The organism is Vagococcus sp. WN89Y (genome assembly GCF_052220145.1).
Lineage (GTDB): Bacteria > Pseudomonadota > Gammaproteobacteria > Enterobacterales > Enterobacteriaceae > Kosakonia.
In genome coordinates, this window is record NZ_JBQPOM010000029.1 from 202,321 (window position 1) to 225,817 (window position 23,497).

Below are 23,497 nucleotides of genomic sequence, written 5' to 3' on the forward strand. Positions count from 1 at the left end.
CCAGAATAATTATCAGGACATTCGCAAATGCAACATACTCCTCACCTGCTGCGCGGGCTTAACGCGCGCCATATCCGCTTTATTGCGCTCGGTTCTGCCATCGGTACCGGGTTGTTTTATGGTTCTGCTGCCGCAATCCAGACCGCAGGGCCTGCCGTACTGCTGGCGTACTTGCTTGGCGGCGCGGCGGTTTTTATCGTTATGCGCGCGCTGGGCGAGATGGCGGTGCGTAACCCGGTCTCCGGCTCGTTTGGCAGCTATGCGCGCCACTATCTCGGGCCGCTCGCCGGGTTTATTACCGGCTGGACTTATACCTTTGAGATGATCATTGTCTGCCTGGCGGATGTCACCGCCTTCGGCATCTATATGGGACTTTGGTATCCCGATGTACCGCGCTGGATCTGGGTGCTGAGCATCATTTGCTTTATTGGCGCCATGAATCTTTGCCATGTACGTATTTTCGGCGAGATGGAATTCTGGCTGTCCCTGATAAAAGTGGCGGCGATTATTGCCATGATTGCCGCAGGCGCGGGCATTATCTTTTTCGGCTTTGGCCATGCCTTTCCGGCCACCGGGCTGGATAATCTTTGGGCGCACGGTGGCTTTGCGCCGAACGGCTGGGGGGGCGTTATCGCTTCATTAGGGATTGTGATGTTTGCTTTTGGGGGGATTGAAATTATCGGTATTACCGCCGCAGAAGCGCGCGATCCGCAGAAAGTGATCCCGCAGGCTATCAACACGATCCCGCTGCGCATCGTGCTGTTTTATGTGTGTACCTTACTGATCCTGATGGCGATTTTCCCCTGGAGCAGTATCGGGCAGCAAGGCAGTCCCTTTGTGGTGATTTTCAGCTCGCTGGGGATCCCGGCCGCTGCGAATATCCTGAATATAATCGTTATCAGCGCCACCATTTCTGCCATCAATAGTGATATTTTCGGCGCAGGTCGCATGATGTATGGCATGGCAAAAGAGGGCATGGCACCTAAAAGTTTCCTGCGCATTGCCGGTAATGGTGTGCCCTGGATGACGGTGCTGGTCATGGGCGCGGCGCTGCTGGTGGCGGTTATACTCAACTGGTTGATTCCTGAGCAGGTCTTTGTGCTGATTGCCTCGCTGGCAGCGTTTGCCACGGTCTGGGTTTGGCTGATGATCTTGCTGTCGCATTTTGCCATGCGCCGCAGTATGACGGCGCGGGAGCGTGAATCGATAGCGTTTCCTGTTCCGTTCTGGCCGCTGGCCCCTGTGCTGACATTGCTGTTTATGGCGCTGGTGATTATTGTGCTGGGCACCGTGGAGGCAACGCGGGTCGCGCTTATCGCCGGGCTGGTATGGTTGGGGTTGTTGACGGTGGTGTGGTATGCATGCGGCCTGCGTGGGCGCAGTCTGAATGTGGGTTCCAGTAAGCTATAAAGCACCCGCAGCAAGCCCTCACCGGAGGGCTTGCTTAGCAGATTATAATGCCATGGCTGCCGCCACTACCTTATTATAAGCATGATCAATAGCATTCTGAGCAAAAGGATCATGAGCGCCCAGCGACGTGTACGCAATGGGTTTGAAGGATTCATTATCCGTATAATTAAAGACGGTGTAGGCCTCGTTAAAAGAGTGACCGCCGCTATGGGTTAAAAAGGCGGCTGCAAATAAATGTGCGTGCTTAATATCGAACGCTTCCACATGTTTATCCAGAATGACAAACAGTTGATTTAATATATTAGAACTTCCTGACATACCAATAGCGACAGGTCTTTCAGTGAGCAACGCCAGGCGATTATGGTCAGTAATTTGGATAACCGGCAGGGAGTATCGGTCAATAGGCCTTTCGCCGGTTTTTTTGGTCTGCGGCGAACTCATCTGGTATTGCAGCTGAATCCCTGTTCTGCTGCTTTTTACAATGTCTTTAATTAACGTCTTTTCCAGTGTACGTTGCGGTTTAATGACTTTGGAATATAATTCTGCGCCTTCGCACATCATATTATAAAAACTCGGAGAGAACCGCAGGTATTTCACCAGCAGGTGCATGACGAGCAAGTCTTTAATAGGGGAGTTGCTGTTTACCATGCGTAAGAGATTCTTAGGCGTGCTCTTACTTAAATACGCTTTTACTTCCGGGATCTCTGAGCGCCAGGTTGCGGGATCGTTTATTAGATTACGGTGGATGTCCTTGCAAAGCTGCTTGCGTGCACTGTGGCTCAGTTGATTAAAATCATCAATAATAATGCTTTTGATGATTGCGGTGTTTCTTTTCATCTCAGGAGAGGGCTTATCAACAATGACTTGCGCCAGTTCGCTATCAAACATACGGCCATAATAGTTGTCATTATGTTTAGTCACATAGAGTTGTTTTTCCAGCGATTTAACAGCTTCGTTGACCTCGCTTTGCAACGTGGCGTTGTGGGGAAGCTGCATTTTGATGATATTTTTTAACCAATGGATTGATGACGGTTTTACACCACCGACTAAAAACATATCCTTGATACGGAATAAAATATTTTGTTTATTGTTTTTCGGGATATTATTTTTTATTATAATTGTGGCAATTTTAAATAAGCACTCTTGCGGTGTTCTGATCGTTGCGTTAATTTTTTCCGGTGTGGCTGTTAGCGAAATAATAATATTTTCGGCTAATTTTCTGGACTCTGATTGAGTCAGCGGTTTTTTAAAAGCAAGGACCCTGCCGAAACCATCGTACGCGACTTTATCTAACGTCTTCACGGCATAATGCGGGTTAATTGTTTGCCCAATCAACGTCTCAGACGTATTTATAATCTTTTTAAGATTGCCTGAAACTCTTAATTGATTCGCTGAGGGGGTCGCCATTTCCTGGGGATTAGCTGCTGCCACGCGATAGGTTGATCTGCTTCTAAAACAACTCGTAGTAAACATATAAAAACTTGTCTTTGTCGCAACGTTAGATGGATATTTATGGGCAGACGCTACCAGGGTGTATAGCCTCTGCCAAAGGTCAGATTTTGAAATAATTACTTCATGGAATAATCAAGTAAAATATATATAAAACATGAATGCTTTTATATCAAAAAACGCCTGGGTATAAGGAGCGGGGAAGTCTGGTGCGGCGTCACGTTACGACTGCGTTTCGGCTTACTGATCGCGTGAGGCTCATCAGGAGAAAGGGGGTTTTGCAAAGCGGCTCTGTTTTTAAGCCTGGAAATGGTGTCCCCTGCAGGAATCGAACCTGCAACTAGCCCTTAGGAGGGGCTCGTTATATCCATTTAACTAAGGGGACGAGGCGGCAGGAGTATAACGTTATTTACGCGCCACGTTAAGACTCAAAGCCGCCAGATGGTTAAAGCGTCACCGTTTATGCACTTTTTTCCGTTTTATCGCGCTGTTGCTCCTGCGCTTTGGCTTTCGCTTCAGCTTTGCGTGCATTAATCATATCGTTACGGATCTGCGCGTGGCTGAGCAGGGCAAAGATAAAGGTGCCGCCGCAAATATTTCCGGCAAGCGTTGGCAGGGCGAAAGGCCAGATAAATTCGCTCCAGTGCAGCGTACCGTTAAACACCAGGTAAAAAATCTCTACCGCGCCCACCACAATGTGCGTGGTATCCGCCAGCGCGATAAGCCAGGTCATCAAAATGATCACCACAATTTTTGCCGCACCCGCAGCGGGAAACATCCACACCATGGTTGCAATAATCCAGCCGGAGATTATCGCATTCGCAAACATCTCCGCCGGTGTGTTTTTCATCACATCCATACCGATTTTGACGAAAGCATCACGCGTCTGTTCGTCAAAGATAGGCATATACTCAAACGCCCACGCCGCAATTGCCGTGCCCACCAGGTTTCCCAGCAGCACCACGCCCCACAGGCGTGCCATCAGCCCGAAATTGACCCAGCCCGGGTTTTGCATCACCGGCAGCACAGCGGTAACGGTATTTTCGGTAAACAGCTGCTGGCGCGCCATGATGACGATAATAAAACCAAAAGTGTAGCCGAGATTTTCCAGTAAAAACCCGCCGGGGATACCGTCAAGCTGCACATGGAATATTCCTTTAGCCAGCAGCGAAGCGCCCATAGAAAGACCCGCTGCGATTGCCGACCAGAACAGCGCCATGGCATCGCGCTCCAGCTCTTTTTCCCCGTCCTGGCGGATATGCTCGTGAATAGCCATCGCCCGCGAAGGAAGACGCTCTTCATCCAGCTCTATTTTCTCACCGCGCTTTTTTTCATCGCTCTCGACTTCGATTTCATCACTGTGCTTGTCGATTTTCTCGTTTTCTATTTTGTCCACGACAACCTCATTCTTCTTCGTGTTTGTGCAATAAGCGTAGCGACTTATCTTCGGTTTTCTATGGCGGCTTCATCCTAAAATGGCTGATAAAGCAACAATGGCAATACGTTGTTGCGAAATTTTGTATAAAATTGTTAACGGTAACTCATGCAGGAGCGTCTATGCTCAACAAAGACTCAATGCGTAGACATCATAAGACGTGCTGATACAATACGTTGCATTATTGTCATCGCAAATACCCGCTTGCGGCATTTGCACCGATGTAAATGATTTGCGCGATGACCATTTTCTTCATGGAGAAACCTATGAAATACCGCCTGTCGGCGCTTGCACTGGCTACCACTGTGCTGGTTGGTTGCGCCAGTTCCGGTAACGGAGAGTCGCAGGGGCGTTCAGACCCGCTGGAAGGGTTTAACCGCACCATGTATAACTTCAACTTTAATGTACTGGACCCGTATGTTGTGCGGCCCGTGGCGGTTGCATGGCGTGATTATGTGCCGCAACCGGCGCGTAATGGTTTGAGCAATTTCACCAGTAACCTTGAAGAACCGGCGATTATGGTGAACTTCTTCTTACAGGGCGATCCTTACCAGGGCATGGTTCACTTCACGCGTTTCTTCCTCAACTCCCTGCTGGGGATGGGGGGGCTGATGGATGTTGCCGGCCTTTCCAACGAGAAACTCCAGCGTATCGAACCGCACCGTTTCGGCAGCACCCTCGGTCACTATGGCGTGGGCTACGGCCCGTATGTGCAGCTTCCTTTCTATGGCAGCTTTACGCTGCGTGAGGATGGTGGCGATATGGCCGATACGCTCTATCCGGTACTCTCCTGGCTGACATGGCCGCTGTCTGTGGGTAAATGGACGGTTGAAGGTATCGAGACGCGCGCGCAATTGCTGGATTCCGACGGGCTGCTGCGCCAGTCTTCCGACCCGTATATTATGGTGCGCGAAGCCTATTTCCAGCGTCATGATTTTATCGCCAACGGCGGGCAGTTGAAGCCGGAGGAGAACCCGAACGCGCAGGCGATCGAGGGCAGTTTAGACGAGATTGATGCGCAGTAGCGGTAAATAAAAAGGGTGAGCCTGGCTCACCCTTTTTATTATCAGAACATTTTTATCAGAACGCGAAGTTAAAGTTCGCGCCATACAGCCATGCTTTACCTTCAGATTTAAAGGTGTACGGGCCTTCGGTAAATTCAACTTTCTGACCGTGCATATAAGAGACGCCCACGTCAACGGAGGCATCTTTATTAAACGCATACGTTGCCCCGGTGCTCAGCCACAGACGATCCTGGTCCGGGATAGAGATAGAGCGTTTATCCGCAGGGACCGGGCTATCATCGAAGGCGATACCGGCGCGGAATGTCCAGCTATCATCCATATAATAGGTCGTACCTAAAGCGATACGGTAAGCGTCTTTAAAGCCTTCTTCTTTATAGAACAGCTGCTCGCCGTTGCTGCCTTTCGCTTTCAGCTCCTGGAACTGGCTCCAGCTGGTGTAAGCGAGGCTATAGTGAATTGCCCACTGCGGGTCGACGCGGTTATAACCGGAAATTTCCCACATCTCAGGCAGGTTCAGGGTCAAAGAACCGTTGGTGGTGGCCCCGTTGGTACCATAAGGTAAGCCAAGTCCAAGCGCTGCGTTGACAGGGTTAAGCGTGGCCGGCAGGCTGCTCTTATAATCGCCGTCAAAGTCGATTTTCACTTCCGAGCGATAGGTCAGGCCCCAGCGGTTGTTTTTGTCCAGCTCATACAAAATACCGGCGTTCCAGCCAAAGCCCCACTCATCGCCTTTCAGATGCGCGATTTGCGTATCGCGGCCAATACCACCCGCCTGCGTGGCAAGCTGCTGTGCCACTTGCGGCGAAATCTGGCCTGATTGCACCAGCGCAGGTAAACCGGCGCCAATGATTTGCGGCAGGTCGCCTGCATAGCGCTCAATTTTCGCGCGGGCATAGACCGCGTCAAAACCGGCGCCGAAGCTCCAGCTATCGTTCAGACGATACGCGCCGCTCAGGTTAAGGTTCAGGGTTTCCAGATCAGTTTTACCGCCCATCGAACCGGCAGCGAAACTATCATTAAATTCTGTTGCCAGGCCATAATTAGAGGTAACCGACGCCCCCCAGCCAAACTGCTCGTTAATCGGCGCAACAAAGTGCAGGTTCGGCACCCATGCGGTCGGGGCGATATTGTCCTGGCTGGCATCATTGCCAATACGCGAACGGCCGCTCACGTTCACGTCCGGGTCAACGAACACCGCACCGCCGGAGAACGTCGGGCGATCAAACATCGTAATCAATGCCGGGTTGCGGCTAACGTTACCTGCGTCATCTGCGATGGCGCCTTCACCAGAGTACGCCCGGCCAAGGCCAGAAGACGAAAACTCGTTGAGTTGAAAGCCTGCAGCCCAGGCCTGAGTAGAGACAATTGCCACTGCGACTGCCAGAGCAGACTGGGTAAAACGGGTTTTCTGGCTCATGACCATAACCTCATTCGAAAAGATTTATTTTTATACAAACTATGTTACATATCGTAACGGAGCGCGAAGTGTAGGGTCTGAGGTACGGCAGAGAAATCAGACCAGTGGCGAGAGTATAGGTCTGACCAGCGCAAATGTTGCAAGTATGTATATAAGTTTTTTCAATTATGATCTTCGAAACGAGATCTCTCTGGCAAAATTTGGGCGCTTGTTATTTCATCAGGCAAATGAATTTTGTTTTAGATCATTTTTAAGTGTGATTTCGCTCACTTATCTCTGCTTTGCAATTTATCGACTAGAGCCAGGATGCCGTGGCGCGTAAAATAGACGCATCGTTTATCTGGCACCTTGGGTGCGAATTCAGAGGAAATCTATTATGAGTAAATGCAGTGCTGATGAAACCCCGGTTTGCTGCTGTATGGATGTTGGCACCATTATGGACAACACCGACTGCACCGCGTCTTACAGTCGGGTGTTCACGAACCGAGCGGATGCAGAGGAAACCCTGGCGGCGCTGACAGCCAAAGCCCGCAGCGTGGAGTCTGAACCTTGCAAAATCACCCCGACCTTCACAGAAGTAGAAGGCGGTGTGCGTCTGGACATTGATTTTGTCTTCTGCTGCGAAGCAGAAACGCTCATTTTCCAGCTCGGTCTGCGTTAATTCTCCCGCCAACGCTCCCCTTCGCGGGAGCGTTTTACCAGGCTTCTCTGTGTCTTAGCTCCCACTTTTTCTCTCCTCCCATTGGCTGAATGTAAAAAACTGGTTAAAACTGTTATCAGGTCAGACCACTTTATGCGTTACGCTGTTAACAGGGGAGTGTTATGAGTCAGGCATTACCGCTAGTCACCCGGCAGGGCGACCGCATTGCTATTGTCAGCGGGTTACGTACCCCCTTTGCGCGCCAGGCCACCGTCTTTCACGGCGTTCCGGCAATCGATCTCGGCAAAATGGTGGTGGGAGAGATGCTGGCACGCAGCGAAATTCCCCCCGATGTTATCGAACAACTGGTGTTTGGCCAGGTTGTCCAGATGCCGGAAGCCCCCAACATTGCCCGCGAAATCGTGCTTGGCACCGGCATGAACGTGCACACCGATGCCTACAGCGTAAGCCGCGCCTGCGCCACCAGTTTCCAGGCGGTGGCGAACGTCACCGAAAGCTTGCTGGCCGGCACCATTCGCGCCGGGATCGCGGGCGGGGCGGATTCATCATCCGTTTTACCCATTGGCGTGAGTAAAAAGCTGGCGCGCACGCTGGTGGATGCCAACAAAGCCCGCAGCGTCGGGCAAAAACTCAAACTTTTCTCACGCCTGCGTTTGCGCGACTTGCTGCCGGTGCCTCCGGCGGTGGCGGAGTACTCTACCGGGCTGCGTATGGGCGATACCGCTGAACAGATGGCGAAAACCTACGGCATCACGCGTGAAGAGCAGGATGCGCTGGCGCACCGTTCGCACCAGTTTGCCGCACGCGCCTGGGCTGAAGGTAAACTCGCTGATGAAGTCATGACCGCGTATGCACCGCCTTTTCGCGAACCGGTAGCGCAGGATAACAACGTGCGCCAGAACTCAAGCCTTGCCGATTATGCAAAACTGCGCCCGGCGTTCGATCGCAGGCACGGCACGGTGACAGCCGCCAACAGCACGCCGCTCACCGACGGTGCCGCCGCCGTTATTCTGATGACCGAATCCCGTGCCAGAGAGCTGGGCTTGACGCCGCTGGGCTATCTGCGCAGTTACGCCTTCACCGCTATCGATGTGCGCCAGGATATGCTGCTCGGCCCTGCCTGGGCTACGCCGCTGGCGCTGGAGCGCGCCGGGTTGACGCTGGCGGATCTCACCTTACTGGATATGCATGAAGCCTTTGCTGCGCAAACCCTGACCAACCTGAAGCTGATGGCCAGCGACCGCTTTGCGCGCGAGGTGCTGGGGCGTAGCCAGGCCACCGGCGAAGTAGACGACAGCAAATTTAACGTGCTCGGCGGTTCTATTGCTTACGGCCACCCGTTTGCCGCCACCGGCGCGCGCATGATAACGCAAACCCTGCACGAATTACGGCGGCGCGGCGGCGGATTTGGTCTGGTGACCGCCTGCGCAGCGGGTGGGTTAGGTGCGGCAATGGTTCTGGAGGCGGAATAATGGAAAAGATGACCGCGTTTACCCTTAGCGTGCGCCCGGACAACGTGGCGGTCGTCACGATCGATGTGCCTGGCGAAAAGATGAACACCCTGAAAGCCGAATTTGGCGGCGAAGTGCGCGCAATCCTACAGCAGCTTCGGCAGAACAAAGCGCTGCGCGGCGTGGTGTTTATCTCAGCCAAACCCGACAATTTTATCGCCGGGGCGGATATTAATATGATTGCCCGCTGCCAGACGGCGAAAGAGGCGGAAGAACTAGCCCGCCAGGGCCAGCAGATGATGGCGGAAATCCACGCGCTTTCCCTGCCGGTTGTTGCCGCTATCCATGGCGCTTGCCTCGGCGGCGGCCTGGAACTTGCGCTGGCCTGCCACCGCCGCATTTGCACGGATGACAGCAAGACCGTGCTCGGCTTGCCGGAAGTGCAGCTCGGCCTGTTGCCCGGCTCCGGCGGCACGCAGCGCCTGCCGCGCCTGATTGGCGTAAGCAAAGCGCTTGAGATGATCCTGACTGGCAAGCCTTTGCGCGCACGGCAGGCATTAAAAGCAGGCCTGGTGGATGATGTCGTGCCGCAGGCGATTTTACTGGATGCCGCCGCAGAACTGGCGAAGCAGTCGCGCCAGAGCGAGCGCCGCTTGCCGGTACGTGAGCGCGTCCTTGCCGGGCCACTGGGCCGTGCGCTGCTGTTTCGCATGGTCGCTAAGCAAACCGAACAAAAAACCCAGGGAAATTACCCGGCGGCTGAGCGCATCTTGTCGGTGATTGAAACGGGCCTTGCACAAGGGCGCAGCAGCGGTTTGGCTGCCGAGGCGCAAGCCTTTGGCCTGCTGGCGATGACGCCGCAATCCCGCGCGCTGCGCCATCTCTTTTTTGCCAGCAATGAGATCAAAAAAGATCCCGCCAGCGCTGTCGCACCCGGCCCGCTGAAAACCGTTGGTGTACTGGGCGGTGGGTTTATGGGCGGCGGGATTGCGTATGTGACCGCCAGCAAAGGCGGTTTACCGATTCGCATTAAAGATATTAATGCGAAGGGCATCAATCACGCCCTGAAATACAGCTGGGAACAGCTGGATAAAAAAGTACGCCGCCGCCATCTCAAGCCCGCTGAGCGCGACAGCCAGATGGCGAAGATTTCCGGCTCGCTGGATTACCGCGGCTTTGCGCACCGCGACCTGGTGATTGAGGCGGTGTTTGAAGACCTGGCGTTAAAGCAGCAAATGGTCGCGGAGGTGGAAGCGCACTGCGCGGCGCATACTATTTTCGCGTCAAATACGTCTTCATTACCTATCAGCGATATTGCGGCTAAAGCGGTGCGTCCGGAAAACGTTATCGGATTACATTTTTTTAGTCCGGTAGAAAAGATGCCGCTGGTCGAAGTTATTCCTCACGCAGGAAGTAGCGAGCAGACTATCGCCACCACCGTGCAGCTGGCAAAAAAGCAGGGGAAAGTTCCGATTGTCGTCGGTGATAGCGCCGGATTTTACGTCAACCGTATTCTGGCACCCTATATTAATGAGGCGATGCGCATGCTCAGTGAAGGCGAGCGCATCGATACCATCGATCGGGCGCTGGTGAAGTTTGGTTTCCCGGTAGGCCCAATCCAACTTTTGGATGAGGTCGGAATCGACACCGGGACTAAAATTATACCGGTACTCGAAGCGGCATACGGCGAGCGTTTCAGCGCCCCTGCGTCTGTTGTGAGCGCAATATTGAATGACGATCGCAAAGGCAAGAAAAATGCGCGCGGATTCTATCTTTACAACGCAAAAGAGCGTAGAAGCAAAAAACAGCCCGATCCGGCCATTTACACGCTGATTGGGGTAACGGGAGACGGTAAATTGCCCGCCAGCCAGATAGCGGAGCGCTGCGTGATGCTGATGCTGAACGAAGCCGCGCGCTGCCTGGATGAGCAGGTGATTCGCAGCGCGCGCGACGGGGACATTGGTGCGGTGTTTGGCATCGGTTTTCCGCCCTTTTTAGGTGGGCCGTTCCACTATATGGACAGCCTCGGCGCGGCTGAAGTGGTGGCGATTTTGCAACGCCTGGCCACACTCTACGGCGCGCGTTTTGCGCCTTGTGAAGCTCTGTTGCGAAGGGCAGAGCAAGGGGCGACATTCTGGCCACAACAGGAACTGACCGCGCAGGCTGATGTCTGAACGGGGCGTCATGGGCGAAGTCGGTGTGTTTTAACCGGCGGTTTTATTCGCCGTGGCGAGGCGCTGGAACCGGCGAAAACATGCCAGGCGCGGAGAAAAGCGTGTAAAAAAAGGTAATTCTGTTATCACTCAGGGCGTTACTGGTCACTCTGTAAACAGAGATTGACTATACTTACGTCGTTGAGGTAAAAAACAGCGTTTCATTCGATGAATGAATCAGGCACAATGCCCGGCCATTGATAATTTCCGCAGTCGTGAAAGGGTTTCACGGGAAGTTGTTAGTGATTCTGGTTAACAAAAGCGGTGCAATATGCAAGTTTTTATCATGCGTCACGGCGACGCTGCCCTCGATGCAGCCAGTGATGCGGTTCGTCCCTTAACCCATTGTGGTTGTGATGAAACCCGTCAGATGGCAACATGGTTGAAAGGTCAAAAAGTGGATGTTGAACGTGTTCTGATCAGCCCTTTTTTACGTGCTGAACAGACGCTGGAGAAGGTGGGGGAGTGTATGAACCTGCCTGACAACGTGGATGTCCTGCCGGAACTAACGCCTTGCGGAGACGTTGGTCTTGTCAGTGCCTACCTCCAGGCGCTGGCGAATGAAGGAGTCTCCTCGGTACTGGTGATTTCTCACCTGCCGCTGGTAGGCTACCTGGTGTCCGAGCTCTGCCCGGGCGAGACGCCGCCGATGTTTACGACTTCCGCCATCGCCAGCGTTACGCTGGATAAAAGCGGCACAGGGGTGTTTGACTGGCAAATGAGTCCCTGCAACCTGAAGATGCGCAAGGCTATCTGATGTAGCCGGACCATGAAACATGAAAACCACATGTAAACAAAGAGCCGCTGCTGCGGCTCTTAACGTTTCTGGCGCTCAGGGAAGCTCTGGCGGCTGCCACTCTTCGACTTCAATCAGCACCAGCAGCGCCGCATCGCCGCCATACTCTTTTGGCGCCTGATGAAAGGCCATCACATGCGGATGCTGCGCCAGCCACAGCGGCGTCTGCTGCTTCAGAATGTGCTTGCCGTGGCCGTGCATTACGCAGGCGCAAAAAACATGCTCACGCCGACAAGCGGCAATCAGCGCGCCCAGCTCCTGCTTGGCCTGTAATTGCGTCAAGCCGTGCAAATCGAGAAACAGCTCCGGGGAGTAATCACCGCGCCGCAGTTTCTTTAACTCAAAGTGGCTGACGTCTTCGCGCACATATTTTACCGGGCCGTCGGTATTTAACAGCGGCTGGAATTCATCGGAAAAATAGTGGCTGTTATCAGCCTGCTCTTGCAGCAGGCGTTTTACCGGCACCTCGCTGACTTTTTTGCGCAGCGGGCGATGAACCACGGTATCCTGCTTGATTTGGCGCGTCCCGGTCATCAGTTGCCGGAACAGAGCCTGCTCCTCCTCGCTAAGCGATAGCTTCTTTTTCATTTGTGCATCTCATCTCTTCTTTCCCACAGTGTACCCGACTCACCGCCGCTCAGGTGTAGCAAAATGAATTTTTAGCCGCTTGTCGCGCGTGACGGTGCTGATTTATCGCTGTCTTCATGGCAAACTAGCCGCCGAAATTAATGCAGCCGGTCCTGGGGGATAATATGGATAAAATTTTCGTTGATGAAGCAGTGAATGAGCTGCACACCATTCAGGACATGTTGCGCTGGGCGGTCAGCCGCTTTAGCGCCGCGCAAATCTGGTACGGTCACGGGACCGATAACCCGTGGGACGAAGCGGTGCAATTAGTGCTGCCCACCCTCTATCTGCCGCTGGATATCCCGGAAGATATGCGCAACGCGCGCCTGACCTCCAGCGAGCGCCAGCGTATCGTTGAGCGCGTTATTCGCCGCGTTAATGAACGCATCCCGGTGGCCTATCTCACCAATAAAGCCTGGTTCTGCGGGCACGAATTTTATGTCGATGAGCGCGTACTGGTGCCGCGTTCGCCGATTGGCGAGCTTATTAACAACCGTTTTGCCGGGCTTATTCATCGCCAGCCGCAGCATATCCTCGATATGTGCACCGGCAGCGGCTGCATTGCTATTGCCTGTGCTTATGCTTTCCCACAAGCCGAAGTGGATGCGGTGGATATCTCCACTGACGCGCTGGCGGTCACTGAGCACAATATCGAAGAGCATGGTTTGCTTCACCATGTCACGCCGATTCGCTCTGACTTGTTCCGCGAACTGCCGAAAGTGCAGTACGACCTGATCGTGACTAACCCGCCTTATGTGGACGAAGAAGATATGTCCGACCTGCCGTCGGAATACCGTCATGAGCCGGAGCTGGGGCTGGCATCCGGCACTGATGGCCTGAAGCTGACGCGCCGCATCCTGGCCTGCGCGCCGGATTATCTTGCCGATGACGGTATCCTGATTTGTGAAGTGGGCAACAGCATGGTACATCTGATTGAACAATATCCTGATGTGCCGTTTACCTGGCTTGAGTTTGATAATGGCGGGGACGGCGTCTTTATGCTGACCAAAGCGCAGCTTCTCGGCGCGCGCGAATACTTCAGCATTTACAAAGACTAAAACCATAACAACACTCACAACGACAACGGAGCCGTGATGGCAGGAAACACAATTGGACAACTCTTTCGCGTCACCACCTTTGGCGAATCGCACGGTCTGGCGCTGGGTTGCATCGTTGATGGCGTGCCGCCAGGCATTGCGTTAACCGAAGCGGATCTGCAACACGACCTCGACCGCCGCCGTCCGGGGACATCGCGCTATACCACCCAGCGCCGCGAGCCGGACCAGGTGAAAATTCTCTCCGGCGTCTTTGACGGCGTGACGACCGGCACCAGCATTGGCTTGCTGATTGAAAACACCGACCAGCGCTCCCAGGATTACGGCGCGATTAAAGACCTGTTCCGCCCGGGGCATGCGGATTACACCTACGAGCAGAAATATGGCGTGCGCGATTATCGCGGCGGCGGGCGCTCCTCCGCGCGTGAAACCGCGATGCGCGTGGCAGCGGGCGCCATCGCTAAAAAATACCTGGCGCAGAAACTGGGTATCACCGTTCGCGGCTGCCTGACGCAAATGGGCGATATTCCGCTGGCGATCAAAGACTGGGAGCAGGTCGAGCAGAACCCGTTTTTCTGCCCGGACCCGGATAAAATCGACGCGCTGGATGAACTGATGCGCGGCCTGAAAAAAGAGGGCGACTCCATCGGGGCGAAGGTGACCGTGCTGGCAGACGGCGTACCGCCAGGTCTTGGCGAGCCGGTGTTCGACCGCCTGGATGCCGACATCGCGCACGCGCTGATGAGCATCAACGCGGTAAAAGGTGTGGAGATTGGCGATGGTTTCGAGGTGGTGAAACTGCGCGGCAGCGAAAACCGTGATGAAATCACCGCGCAGGGCTTTCAGAGCAATCACGCGGGCGGTATTCTGGGCGGGATCAGCAGCGGTCAGCAAATCGTTGCGAACATCGCGCTGAAACCGACCTCAAGCATCACCGTGCCGGGGCGCACGATTAATCGTTTTGGCGAGGAAGTCGAGATGATAACCAAAGGCCGCCACGACCCGTGCGTGGGGATTCGCGCGGTGCCGATTGCCGAGGCGATGCTGGCCATTGTGCTGATGGATCACTTCTTGCGCCAGCGCGCGCAAAATGCTGATGTTATGACGACTGTTCCACGCTGGTAAATGATGAAAAAAACGGCAATCGCGCTGTTTGCGCTGCTGATAAGCGCCGCTGCGACGGCGGCAACACCCTGGCAAAAATTGACGCATCCGGTTGCGGGCAGCCCGCAATCTATCGGCGCGTTCGCCAACGGCTGTATCGTGGGCGCTCAGGCGCTGCCTCTTGAGGCGCAGAGCTATCAGGTCATGCGTAGCGATAAGCGCCGCTATTTCGGCCACCCGGATCTGGTGCTGTTTATTCAGCGCCTGAGCACGCAGGTGCATAACCTCGGGCTTGGTACGGTGCTGGTGGGCGATATGGGGATGCCGGCAGGCGGGCGCTTTAACGGCGGGCACGCCAGCCATCAATCCGGGCTGGATGTGGATATTTTCCTGCAATTACCCAAAGCGCGCTGGAGTAGCGCTCAGCTGCTCAGGCCACAGGCGCTGGATCTGGTTGCGCGTGATGGCAAACGCGTGGTGCCGGGGCTGTGGAAGCCGGAAATCAGCAGCCTTATCAAGCTTGCGGCACAGGACAATGACGTGACGCGAATCTTCGTTAACCCGGCCATCAAGCAGCAATTGTGCCTGGATGCGGGCAGCGATCGCGACTGGCTGCGTAAGGTGCGACCGTGGTTCCAGCACCGCGCGCATATGCATGTGCGCCTGCGCTGCCCGGCAGACAGCCTTGAGTGCGAAGATCAGCCGCTGCCGCCGCCGGGCGATGGCTGTGGCGCGGAGCTGCAAAGTTGGTTTGAACCGGCGAAACCCGGCACGACATCTCCTGAGAAAAAGACACCGCCGCCACCGCCGCCGTCTTGTCAGGCCTTACTGGATGAGCACGAAATTTAATGGATATCTTTCAACAGCTGTTTATGGTGACACCGTGGATGATGGTGGCGCTTTTTTTTGTTGCGCTGCTGGCCGGGTTTATCGATGCGCTGGCAGGCGGAGGCGGCCTGCTGACCGTTCCGGCGCTGCTGGCGGCTGGCATGACGCCTGCCCAGGCGCTGGCGACCAATAAACTCCAGGCGTGCGGCGGCTCCATCTCTGCAAGCCTCTATTTTATTCGCCGTAAAGTGGTCAATGTTGGCGATCAGAAGCTGAATATTCTGATGACGTTTATCGGTTCAACCACCGGCGCGCTGCTGGTGCAGTATGTGAAATCGGACGTGCTGCGCCAAATCCTGCCGATCCTGGTTATCTGTATTGGTCTCTACTTTTTGTTGATGCCGAAACTGGGTGAAGAGGACCGCCAGCGCCGTCTGTACGGTTTACCCTTCGCGCTGGTGGCAGGAGGCTGCGTGGGTTTCTACGATGGCTTTTTCGGCCCTGGCGCGGGGTCTTTTTACGCGCTGGCCTTTGTTACCCTCTGCGGTTTCAACCTGGCGAAATCCACGGCGCATGCCAAAGTGCTGAACGCCACCTCCAATATCGGCGGGCTGCTGCTGTTTATTATTGGCGGCAAAGTGGTGTGGGCCACCGGTTTTGTGATGCTGGCCGGGCAGTTTCTCGGCGCGCGCATCGGTTCTCGCCTGGTGTTGAGTAAAGGGCAGAAACTCATTCGTCCGATGATTGTGATTGTCTCGGCGGTGATGAGTGCCAAACTGCTTTATGACAGTCACGGCCAGGAAATCCTCCAGTTTCTCGGGGCGAATGTATGACCCATCATTACGAACAATTAATTGAAATTTTCGATCGCTGTTTTGCCGACGATTTTAATACACGTCTGATTAAAGGCGACGACGAACCGATCTATCTTCCTGCTGATGAGCAAGTGCCTTACAACCGTATCGTTTTCGCCCACGGTTTTTATGCCAGCGCACTGCATGAGATTTCTCACTGGTGCATTGCCGGTGAAGCGCGGCGTAAGCAGGTGGATTTTGGCTACTGGTACTGCCCGGATGGACGCGATGCGGCGACTCAGGGCAAGTTTGAGGACGTGGAAGTTAAACCCCAGGCCTTTGACTGGCTGTTTTGCGTGGCGGCGGGGTTCCCGTTTAACGTCAGCTGCGACAACCTGGAAGGTGACGTCGAGCCGGATCGCATTGCGTTTCAGCGCCGCGTCCATGACCAGGTAATGACGTACCTGACGCAGGGTATTCCTCCGCGCCCGGCACGCTTTATTAAGGCTTTACAGGATTATTACCAAACGCCGCCTTTAGCGGCAGAACAGTTTCCGTGGCCGGAAGATCTCTGAGGCCATGTTTGCAAAAGAGGAAGAAAGATGATTGCGGAGTTTGAATCACGCATTCTGGCGTTAATTGATAACATGGTGGAAAGCGCCAGCGATGATGAGCTGTTTGCTGGCGGTTATCTGCGTGGGCACCTGACGCTGGCGGTGGCAGACCTGGAAAGCGGTGACGACCACTCCCACGAAGCCGTTTACAGCAAAGTCAGCGCCAGTCTGGAGACGGCTATTCATGCAGGCGAGCTGTCGCCGCGCGACCAGGCGCTGGTGCTCGGCATGTGGGATAACCTCTATCAGCAGGCGAAATTCCACTAAGCCTGTTTCCCTCTCCCGGCGGGAGAGGGGTCTTATTTCACCGCTTTTCCCTTCAGTAATTTCCTCACCCATAAACGGTTCGGGTTTATCGCTGCGAGTGTCTCTGCGTCCAGCGGAATCGGCTCGTCACTCATTTGCGAGGCGAGGATTTCTGCCGCCAGCGGCGCGCTGCACAGCCCGCGCGAGCCAAGCGCGCCGAGCATAAATAACCCGTCGTGCACCGGCGCGGGCGAGGCATTGTCCGGCTGCTGAGATAACTGTGCATAGGCGGCAAGCGTGGCATCGTAGTCAGGCACATTCCCCACCATTGGCAGATGATCGCGGGTCGCACAGCGCACGCCGCAACGCGCTTCTTTCGCGCTGACATCCACCTCGTGTGCCCATTGCGCCTGCGGGAAGCAGTCGAGCAGACGCTGGCGATTTTGCTGCTGATCCGCCTCGCTATACGCCATTTCCCCACGCCCGCGATGATAGCTGGCGCCAATACAGTGCTGCTGCGTGCGCGGGTTTTGCGGCGTCAGATAACCGTCATAGCACAGCACCTGGCGCAGCCCGGCCAGGTGCTCAGCGGTCGGGATATGGCTCACCTGGCCCGCCACGGGGTAAACCGGCAGATTTTGCGTCTGCGCAAACTCACTGATGCGATGACCGTTAGCCAATACCACCGTGGCGTGTTGGCGCACCTCGCCATTCCCAAAGTGCAGCTGCCAGCGGTTATCCTGCCGGTTGAGGTGTTGCAGCGCATGGTTGTAATGCACCTGTAAGCCCTGCGAGCAGGCCAGTTCGATGGCCGCTGCGCTCAGTTGGGCAGGGCACAGCCAGCCGCCAGCCGGGTAGGTGATGCCGCCGCAGCCCGTGTCGACATTTGCCGTGGCTTTCACGGTTGCGGCATCCACCGGAGCGGCAAGTTCTGGCGGCAGTTCCAGCGTCAGCATCTGCGCAATTTTCTGCTGGCTTTTCTCATCCCAACCGAGCTGCGTTACGCCGCACCACTGCTTGTCAAAGTCGACGGGAAGGGCGTCGTAAAGCCTGCGGGCAAAGGTGAACGCGGCGGGGAAAAAGCGCGCCAGCGCCGGATCGTGCGCGCTAAGAAGCGGGTAAAGTGCCCCCTGGCGATTTCCGGATGCGCCTTCGCCTACTGCAGCATCGGCGCAGTAGAGCGTAACCTGCCAGCCGCGGCGCAGCAGCGCCAGCGATAACAGGGCGCTGGCAATGCCGCCGCCAATCAGCGCTACTTCGCGCGCGCTGCTGCCGCTTCGGGCAAACCAGGGCGTGCGTGCGGGAAAGGTCAGGTTTTGCGTCATCACGCCGGTGAGCATTTCGCGCTTGCGGCCAAACCCTTTGCGCTTATGCATCTCAAAACCGGCCTCCTGCAAACCACGGCGCACAAACCCGGCGGAGGTAAATGTCGCCAGCGTCCCACCCGGTTTTGCCAGGCGCGCCATCGCCTGGAAAAGCGCAGGCGTCCACATGTCCGGGTTTTTCGACGGCGCAAAGCCATCCAGAAACCAGGCGTCCACACGCTGATTTAGCGAATCATCCAGCTTTTGCGTCAGGTCATTAATATCGCCAAACCACACATCAAGCGTGATGCGGCCCTCGTCAAGCAGTAACCGGTGGCAACCGGCAAAGGGCAGCGGCCAGCAGGCCTGCAACTGCAAAGCCCAGGGCGCAAGCTCTGGCCAGTGCGCGTGGGCTTTACGCAGATCGTCAGCAGTCAGCGGAAATTTTTCAAAACTGATGAAATGTAATCTTTCCAGGATAGCGTCAGGATGCGCGGCGCGAAAGGCGTCAAACGCCTGGCATAGCGTCAGGAAGTTCAGGCCGGTGCCAAAACCGCTTTCCGCGACGATAAACAGCGGATGCAGATGGTTCTGAAAACGCTGTTCCAGATGATTACCGCCGAGAAAAACATAACGCGTTTCTTCCAGTCCGTTATCATTAGAGAAATAGACGTCATCAAAATCTCGGGAAACAGGTGTACCCTCAGCGTTGAACTCAAGGTTGGCGGATTGTATAGCGGTTTGTTTCACGTAAGTTACTCGTCCATCAGGCAGTAGCATGATCTTAACGAGGGGAATGTAAAGGCGCAAATTTACGCGCGAAATGTCTGATCGGACTTGTTCGGCGTACAACTGTACGCTATCTTGCGAAGCGAAACTTAAAATTAGTACGACTTACTAGGGGTATTGAATGAAACGTGCAGTGATTACTGGCCTGGGCATCGTTTCCAGCATCGGTAATAACCAGCAGGAAGTCCTGGCATCTCTGCGTGAAGGACGCTCAGGGATCACTTTCTCTCAGGAGTTGAAGGATTCCGGCATGCGTAGCCACGTGTGGGGCAACGTAAAACTGGATACCACTGGCCTCATCGACCGTAAAGTTGTGCGCTTTATGAGCGACGCCTCCATTTATGCGTTTCTGTCTATGGAACAGGCGATCGCTGACGCAGGCCTCTCTGACGAGGTTTACCAGAATAACCCGCGCGTTGGCCTGATTGCAGGTTCCGGCGGCGGCTCTCCGAAGTATCAGGTGTTCGGCGCTGACGCAATGCGCAGCCCGCGCGGGCTGAAAGCGGTGGGTCCGTATGTGGTGACTAAAGCCATGGCCTCCGGCGTTTCTGCCTGCCTGGCGACACCTTTTAAAATCCACGGCGTTAACTACTCCATTAGCTCCGCCTGTGCGACCTCTGCACACTGCATTGGTAACGCGGTCGAGCAAATCCAGCTGGGCAAGCAGGACATCGTTTTTGCAGGCGGCGGCGAAGAGCTGTGCTGGGAAATGGCCTGTGAGTTCGACGCGATGGGCGCGCTGTCGACCAAATATAACGAGACGCCGGAAAAAGCGTCCCGTACCTATGATGCTGGTCGCGACGGCTTCGTTATCGCAGGCGGCGGCGGCATGGTGGTGGTTGAAGAGCTGGAACACGCGCTGGCACGCGGTGCGCATATCTACGCTGAAATCGTCGGTTACGGCGCAACGTCCGACGGTGCCGATATGGTTGCCCCGTCAGGCGAAGGCGCGGTGCGCTGCATGAAGATGGCGATGGCCGGGCTGGATGCGCCGGTGGATTATCTCAACTCCCACGGCACTTCCACACCGGTGGGCGACGTGAAAGAGCTGGGCGCTATCCGTGAAGTCTTTGGCGACAACACGCCAGCCATTTCTGCCACCAAAGCGATGACCGGGCACTCCCTCGGCGCGGCGGGCGTGCAGGAAGCAATCTACTCGCTGCTGATGCTGGAACACGGCTTTATTGCGCCCAGCATCAACATCGAGGAGCTGGATGAGCAGGCGGCTGGCATGAACATCATCACCCAGCCGACCGAACGTCAGCTGACGACGGTGATGTCCAACAGCTTCGGCTTTGGCGGCACCAACGCAACGCTCGTCATGCGTAAGCTTAAATAAGCTTAAGCGTTGTGCTGAATATAACGAAAGGGAGCCGCGGCTCCCTTTTTCACGTTGACAATTTGCCGCTGCGACAGGCAAACTCCCGGGCATCTTTACCGTAAGCGTTTAACGTTAACCAACGCGCCTTAACCCTGAAACTCAGGTAGAGGGGGCGTGGTGTATCCCGCCTTACTCTGCGTTATGGAGTAATGCATGTCAGACTCAAAAAGCACGTCTTCTGCAAATCTTTCCCTGTTTCGCATCGCGTTTGCCGTCTTTCTTACCTATATGACCGTCGGTCTTCCGCTGCCGGTGATCCCGCTGTTTGTGCATCACGAGCTGGGCTATGGCAACACCATGGTAGGTATTGCCGTGGGTATTCAGTTTCTGGCGACCGTGCTGACGCGCGGCTATGCCGGGCGGCTGGCGGATCAGCGTGGGGCGAAACGTTCGACGATGCAGGGCATGGTAGCCTGCGCGCTGGCGGGGGTGGCCTGGCTTCTCGCCGCGCTGCTGCCGGTGGAACCGTGGGTAAAATTCACGCTGTTAATTGTTGGCCGCCTGGTTCTGGGCTTTGGCGAGAGCCAGCTGCTGACCGGCACGCTGACCTGGGGGCTTGGGCTGGTTGGCCCGACGCGCTCGGGCAAGGTGATGTCATGGAACGGTATGGCGATTTATGGCGCGCTGGCGGCGGGTGCGCCGCTGGGCTTACTGATCCACAGCCGGTTCGGTTTTGCGGCACTTGCGGCAACCACCACCGCGCTGCCGCTGATGGCCTGGGCGTTTAACGGCAGCGTGCGAAAAGTTCCGGCGAGCGCGGGCGTGCGCCCGTCTTTGTTAAGCGTGGTGGGGCTTATCTGGCAGCCAGGGTTAGGACTTGCCTTACAGGGCGTAGGTTTTGCGGTCATCGGCACCTTTGTTTCGCTCTATTTTGCCAGCCAGGGCTGGCCGATGGCCGGGTTTACCCTGACCGCATTTGGCGGCGCGTTTGTGTTGATGCGTGTGCTGTTTGGCTGGATGCCGGATAAATATGGCGGCGTGCGCGTGGCTGTCGTCTCGCTGCTTATCGAAGCTATCGGCCTGCTGCTGTTGTGGCAAGCGCAGGGCGCAGGCTTAGCCCTGGCGGGTGCGGCGCTGACCGGCTGTGGCTGTTCGCTTATCTTCCCGGCGCTCGGTGTCGAAGTGGTAAAACGCGTGCCGCCGCAGGTGCGTGGCACGGCGCTGGGGGGTTATGCCGCGTTTCAGGACATCTCCTATGCCGTGAGCGGCCCGTTGACCGGGCTACTTGCCACCTCGCTCGGCTATGCGTCGGTGTTCCTGGCCGGCGCCGTCTCAGCGGTTATCGGTATCCTGGTCACGCTTGTCGCTTTCCGGTCACGAAAATGCGCAGATAAATAGTTTCTGCAACCGGTTTCACAAAAACGTAGCGCGATGATGTCATGTCACCGCAGGCTTGTTTATCCTTGGCTTAACATTGAGCGAAAGGAGAAATATATGCCTGGGTTTAAAGCAGATTTTCTGTGGGGCGGTGCGGTAGCGGCGCATCAACTGGAAGGCGGCTGGCAGGAGGGCGGGAAAGGCGTCAGCGTTGCCGATGTGATGACCGCCGGTGCGCACGGTGTCCCGCGTGAAATTACCGACGGTGTCTTGCCCGGTAAGAATTACCCTAACCATGAAGCCATCGATTTTTACCATCGCTACAAAGACGATATTAAGCTGTTCGCTGAGATGGGTTTTAAATGTTTTCGTACCTCTATTGCCTGGACGCGTATTTTCCCGAAAGGGGACGAGCTGGAACCCAATGAGGCCGGGCTGCAATTTTACGACGATCTCTTTGACGAGTGCCTGAAATATAATATCGAGCCGGTGATTACGCTCTCGCATTTCGAAATGCCTTATCACCTCGTTACCGAATATGGCGGCTGGCGCAATCGTAAATTAATCGATTTCTTTGTCCGTTTTGCTACTGTGGTATTTGACCGTTATCGCAATAAAGTAAAATACTGGATGACGTTTAACGAAATAAATAACCAGGCCAATTATCACGAGGACTTTGCGCCGTTTACTAACTCCGGGGTGAAATATAAACCGGGTGAAGATCGCGAAGTAATAATGTATCAGGCTGCGCATTACGAATTAGTGGCGAGCGCGCTGGCAGTTGAGGCCGGGCATAAAATTAACCCGGACTTTAAAATTGGCTGCATGATTGCGATGTGCCCGATTTACCCGCTGACCTGTAACCCGAACGATATGATGATGTCGGTCGCAGCGATGCACCGCCGCTACTGGTTTACCGATGTGCACGTTCGCGGTTATTACCCGCAGCATCTGTTGAATTATTTTGCCCGTCGGCATTTTAAGCTGGATATTACCGACGAGGATCTGCAAATATTAACTCGTGGCTGCGTTGACTATATCGGCTTTAGTTATTATATGTCCTTTGTCACCAAAGCCACGGAAGATAACCCGCTGCTGGATTATGACGAAACGAAAAGCCTGGTGCCAAACCCGTATGTGAATGCATCCGACTGGGGCTGGCAAATTGACCCTGTCGGTTTGCGCTATTCGCTTAATTATTTCTACGACCGTTATCAGCTGCCGCTGTTTGTGGTGGAAAATGGTTTTGGTGCAATTGATAAACCGGAAAGCGACGGCGTGGTCAATGACCAGTATCGCATCGATTATATGCGTGACCACATCCGCGAAATGAAAAAAGCGGTGGCGGAAGATGGCGTCGATTTAATGGGTTATACCCCGTGGGGCTGCATTGATTTAGTTTCAGCGGGAACCGGCGAAATGAAAAAACGCTACGGCTTTATTTATGTCGATAAAGATAACGAAGGCAACGGTACGCTTGCGCGCAGTCGCAAAAAATCGTTCTGGTGGTATCAGGACGTAATTAAAAATAACGCTGAGAATATTTAGCGCAGAATGTCCCCTCCGCCCGGAGGGGACAGA

General features: G+C 55.0%; 20 protein-coding genes and 1 tRNA gene. 15 read left to right on the forward strand and 6 right to left on the reverse strand.

The genetic code is table 11. The features are described 5' to 3' along the window. Window positions 1-27 precede the first annotated feature (27 nt). On the forward strand, window positions 28-1,410 hold the full coding sequence (locus ACTU3N_RS11975) for an amino acid permease (protein WP_443086353.1): 1,383 nt from the start codon (window positions 28-30) through the stop codon (window positions 1,408-1,410). Window positions 1,411-1,452: 42 nt separating this feature from the next. Here the strand turns inward: ACTU3N_RS11975 and ACTU3N_RS11980 are convergent, their stop codons facing one another. From ACTU3N_RS11980 to ACTU3N_RS11990, 3 genes are all read right to left on the reverse strand, one after another. Continuing rightward, window positions 1,453-2,817 (reverse strand): hypothetical protein, encoded by a 1,365-nt coding sequence (locus ACTU3N_RS11980; RefSeq protein ID WP_443086354.1) that lies wholly within the window; start codon window positions 2,815-2,817, stop codon window positions 1,453-1,455. A gap of 352 nt (window positions 2,818-3,169) precedes the next feature. Beyond that, a tRNA-Arg gene (locus ACTU3N_RS11985) sits at window positions 3,170-3,244 on the reverse strand. Between the two features lie 75 nt (window positions 3,245-3,319). After that, window positions 3,320-4,255, reverse strand: coding sequence for a formate/nitrite transporter family protein (locus ACTU3N_RS11990; protein ID WP_443086355.1), 936 nt, complete (start codon window positions 4,253-4,255; stop codon window positions 3,320-3,322). A 305-nt stretch (window positions 4,256-4,560) separates the two neighbouring features. Here ACTU3N_RS11990 and mlaA point away from each other — a divergent pair, with 305 nt between their 5' ends. Then, window positions 4,561-5,319: a phospholipid-binding lipoprotein MlaA gene (mlaA, locus tag ACTU3N_RS11995; protein ID WP_443086356.1), complete on the forward strand. Its 759-nt coding sequence runs from the start codon at window positions 4,561-4,563 to the stop codon at window positions 5,317-5,319. A gap of 55 nt (window positions 5,320-5,374) precedes the next feature. Here mlaA and fadL read toward each other — a convergent pair whose 3' ends face one another. Continuing rightward, window positions 5,375-6,736, reverse strand: coding sequence for a long-chain fatty acid transporter FadL (gene fadL / locus ACTU3N_RS12000; protein WP_443086357.1), 1,362 nt, complete (start codon window positions 6,734-6,736; stop codon window positions 5,375-5,377). A gap of 376 nt (window positions 6,737-7,112) precedes the next feature. On the opposite strand from fadL, the gene ACTU3N_RS12005 reads away from it, so the two are divergent. The 4 genes from ACTU3N_RS12005 to sixA all read left to right on the forward strand — a co-directional run bounded on the left by ACTU3N_RS12005 (window position 7,113) and on the right by sixA (window position 11,818). After that, complete coding sequence (locus tag ACTU3N_RS12005; protein ID WP_443086358.1) at window positions 7,113-7,397, forward strand: YfcZ/YiiS family protein; 285 nt, start codon at window positions 7,113-7,115, stop codon at window positions 7,395-7,397. A gap of 161 nt (window positions 7,398-7,558) precedes the next feature. Continuing rightward, complete coding sequence (gene fadI, locus ACTU3N_RS12010) at window positions 7,559-8,869, forward strand: acetyl-CoA C-acyltransferase FadI (protein WP_443086359.1); 1,311 nt, start codon at window positions 7,559-7,561, stop codon at window positions 8,867-8,869. After that, window positions 8,869-11,022, forward strand: a complete 2,154-nt coding sequence (fadJ, locus tag ACTU3N_RS12015; RefSeq protein ID WP_443086360.1) for a fatty acid oxidation complex subunit alpha FadJ — start codon at window positions 8,869-8,871, stop codon at window positions 11,020-11,022. Before fadI ends, fadJ begins: the two co-directional genes overlap by 1 nt. Before the next feature lie 310 nt (window positions 11,023-11,332). Beyond that, window positions 11,333-11,818: a phosphohistidine phosphatase SixA gene (gene sixA, locus ACTU3N_RS12020; RefSeq protein WP_443086361.1), complete on the forward strand. Its 486-nt coding sequence runs from the start codon at window positions 11,333-11,335 to the stop codon at window positions 11,816-11,818. A 75-nt stretch (window positions 11,819-11,893) separates the two neighbouring features. Here the strand turns inward: sixA and smrB are convergent, their stop codons facing one another. Next, window positions 11,894-12,445, reverse strand: coding sequence for an endonuclease SmrB (gene smrB / locus ACTU3N_RS12025; RefSeq protein WP_443086362.1), 552 nt, complete (start codon window positions 12,443-12,445; stop codon window positions 11,894-11,896). 164 nt (window positions 12,446-12,609) lie between these two features. Between smrB and prmB the strand changes: the two genes are divergently transcribed. Genes prmB through ACTU3N_RS12055 form a run of 6 tightly spaced genes read left to right on the forward strand, consistent with a single transcriptional unit; the run spans window position 12,610 to window position 17,146 of the window. Continuing rightward, a complete protein-coding gene (prmB, locus tag ACTU3N_RS12030) occupies window positions 12,610-13,542 on the forward strand; it encodes a 50S ribosomal protein L3 N(5)-glutamine methyltransferase (protein WP_443086363.1) in 933 nt (310 codons plus the stop codon). Between the two features lie 36 nt (window positions 13,543-13,578). Next, window positions 13,579-14,664: a chorismate synthase gene (gene aroC / locus ACTU3N_RS12035; RefSeq protein ID WP_443086364.1), complete on the forward strand. Its 1,086-nt coding sequence runs from the start codon at window positions 13,579-13,581 to the stop codon at window positions 14,662-14,664. After that, window positions 14,665-15,492 (forward strand): penicillin-insensitive murein endopeptidase, encoded by an 828-nt coding sequence (gene mepA / locus ACTU3N_RS12040; protein WP_443086365.1) that lies wholly within the window; start codon window positions 14,665-14,667, stop codon window positions 15,490-15,492. After that, window positions 15,492-16,304 (forward strand): sulfite exporter TauE/SafE family protein, encoded by an 813-nt coding sequence (locus ACTU3N_RS12045; RefSeq protein WP_443086366.1) that lies wholly within the window; start codon window positions 15,492-15,494, stop codon window positions 16,302-16,304. Before mepA ends, ACTU3N_RS12045 begins: the two co-directional genes overlap by 1 nt. Continuing rightward, a complete protein-coding gene (locus ACTU3N_RS12050; protein WP_443086367.1) occupies window positions 16,301-16,840 on the forward strand; it encodes an elongation factor P hydroxylase in 540 nt (179 codons plus the stop codon). The genes ACTU3N_RS12045 and ACTU3N_RS12050 overlap by 4 nt, the downstream gene beginning before the upstream one ends. A gap of 27 nt (window positions 16,841-16,867) precedes the next feature. Continuing rightward, window positions 16,868-17,146: a YfcL family protein gene (locus tag ACTU3N_RS12055; RefSeq protein WP_443086368.1), complete on the forward strand. Its 279-nt coding sequence runs from the start codon at window positions 16,868-16,870 to the stop codon at window positions 17,144-17,146. A gap of 32 nt (window positions 17,147-17,178) precedes the next feature. Here the strand turns inward: ACTU3N_RS12055 and mnmC are convergent, their stop codons facing one another. After that, the gene (gene mnmC / locus ACTU3N_RS12060; protein WP_443086369.1) at window positions 17,179-19,179 is read right to left on the reverse strand and encodes a bifunctional tRNA (5-methylaminomethyl-2-thiouridine)(34)-methyltransferase MnmD/FAD-dependent 5-carboxymethylaminomethyl-2-thiouridine(34) oxidoreductase MnmC; all 2,001 of its coding nucleotides are present in this window, start codon (window positions 19,177-19,179) and stop codon (window positions 17,179-17,181) included. A 160-nt stretch (window positions 19,180-19,339) separates the two neighbouring features. Between mnmC and fabB the strand changes: the two genes are divergently transcribed. The 3 genes from fabB to ACTU3N_RS12075 all read left to right on the forward strand — a co-directional run bounded on the left by fabB (window position 19,340) and on the right by ACTU3N_RS12075 (window position 23,464). Further along, complete coding sequence (fabB, locus tag ACTU3N_RS12065; RefSeq protein ID WP_443086370.1) at window positions 19,340-20,557, forward strand: beta-ketoacyl-ACP synthase I; 1,218 nt, start codon at window positions 19,340-19,342, stop codon at window positions 20,555-20,557. Between the two features lie 195 nt (window positions 20,558-20,752). Then, on the forward strand, window positions 20,753-21,937 hold the full coding sequence (locus tag ACTU3N_RS12070; protein WP_443086371.1) for an MFS transporter: 1,185 nt from the start codon (window positions 20,753-20,755) through the stop codon (window positions 21,935-21,937). A gap of 96 nt (window positions 21,938-22,033) precedes the next feature. Next, complete coding sequence (locus ACTU3N_RS12075) at window positions 22,034-23,464, forward strand: 6-phospho-beta-glucosidase (RefSeq protein WP_443086372.1); 1,431 nt, start codon at window positions 22,034-22,036, stop codon at window positions 23,462-23,464. Window positions 23,465-23,497: the final 33 nt, after the last annotated feature.

Excerpts from the sequence above, each read along its gene's own strand:
- ACTU3N_RS11975 (WP_443086353.1), top strand. The coding sequence starts at position 28 with ATGCAACATACTCCTCACCTGCTGCGCGGGCTTAACGCGCGCCATATC.
- ACTU3N_RS11980 (WP_443086354.1), bottom strand. The coding sequence starts at position 2,817 with ATGGCGACCCCCTCAGCGAATCAATTAAGAGTTTCAGGCAATCTTAAA.
- mlaA (WP_443086356.1), top strand. The coding sequence starts at position 4,561 with ATGAAATACCGCCTGTCGGCGCTTGCACTGGCTACCACTGTGCTGGTT.
- fadL (WP_443086357.1), bottom strand. The coding sequence starts at position 6,736 with ATGAGCCAGAAAACCCGTTTTACCCAGTCTGCTCTGGCAGTCGCAGTG.
- ACTU3N_RS12005 (WP_443086358.1), top strand. The coding sequence starts at position 7,113 with ATGAGTAAATGCAGTGCTGATGAAACCCCGGTTTGCTGCTGTATGGAT.
- fadI (WP_443086359.1), top strand. The coding sequence starts at position 7,559 with ATGAGTCAGGCATTACCGCTAGTCACCCGGCAGGGCGACCGCATTGCT.
- fadJ (WP_443086360.1), top strand. The coding sequence starts at position 8,869 with ATGGAAAAGATGACCGCGTTTACCCTTAGCGTGCGCCCGGACAACGTG.
- sixA (WP_443086361.1), top strand. The coding sequence starts at position 11,333 with ATGCAAGTTTTTATCATGCGTCACGGCGACGCTGCCCTCGATGCAGCC.
- smrB (WP_443086362.1), bottom strand. The coding sequence starts at position 12,445 with ATGAAAAAGAAGCTATCGCTTAGCGAGGAGGAGCAGGCTCTGTTCCGG.
- prmB (WP_443086363.1), top strand. The coding sequence starts at position 12,610 with ATGGATAAAATTTTCGTTGATGAAGCAGTGAATGAGCTGCACACCATT.
- aroC (WP_443086364.1), top strand. The coding sequence starts at position 13,579 with ATGGCAGGAAACACAATTGGACAACTCTTTCGCGTCACCACCTTTGGC.
- mepA (WP_443086365.1), top strand. The coding sequence starts at position 14,665 with ATGATGAAAAAAACGGCAATCGCGCTGTTTGCGCTGCTGATAAGCGCC.
- ACTU3N_RS12045 (WP_443086366.1), top strand. The coding sequence starts at position 15,492 with ATGGATATCTTTCAACAGCTGTTTATGGTGACACCGTGGATGATGGTG.
- ACTU3N_RS12050 (WP_443086367.1), top strand. The coding sequence starts at position 16,301 with ATGACCCATCATTACGAACAATTAATTGAAATTTTCGATCGCTGTTTT.
- ACTU3N_RS12055 (WP_443086368.1), top strand. The coding sequence starts at position 16,868 with ATGATTGCGGAGTTTGAATCACGCATTCTGGCGTTAATTGATAACATG.
- fabB (WP_443086370.1), top strand. The coding sequence starts at position 19,340 with ATGAAACGTGCAGTGATTACTGGCCTGGGCATCGTTTCCAGCATCGGT.
- ACTU3N_RS12070 (WP_443086371.1), top strand. The coding sequence starts at position 20,753 with ATGTCAGACTCAAAAAGCACGTCTTCTGCAAATCTTTCCCTGTTTCGC.
- ACTU3N_RS12075 (WP_443086372.1), top strand. The coding sequence starts at position 22,034 with ATGCCTGGGTTTAAAGCAGATTTTCTGTGGGGCGGTGCGGTAGCGGCG.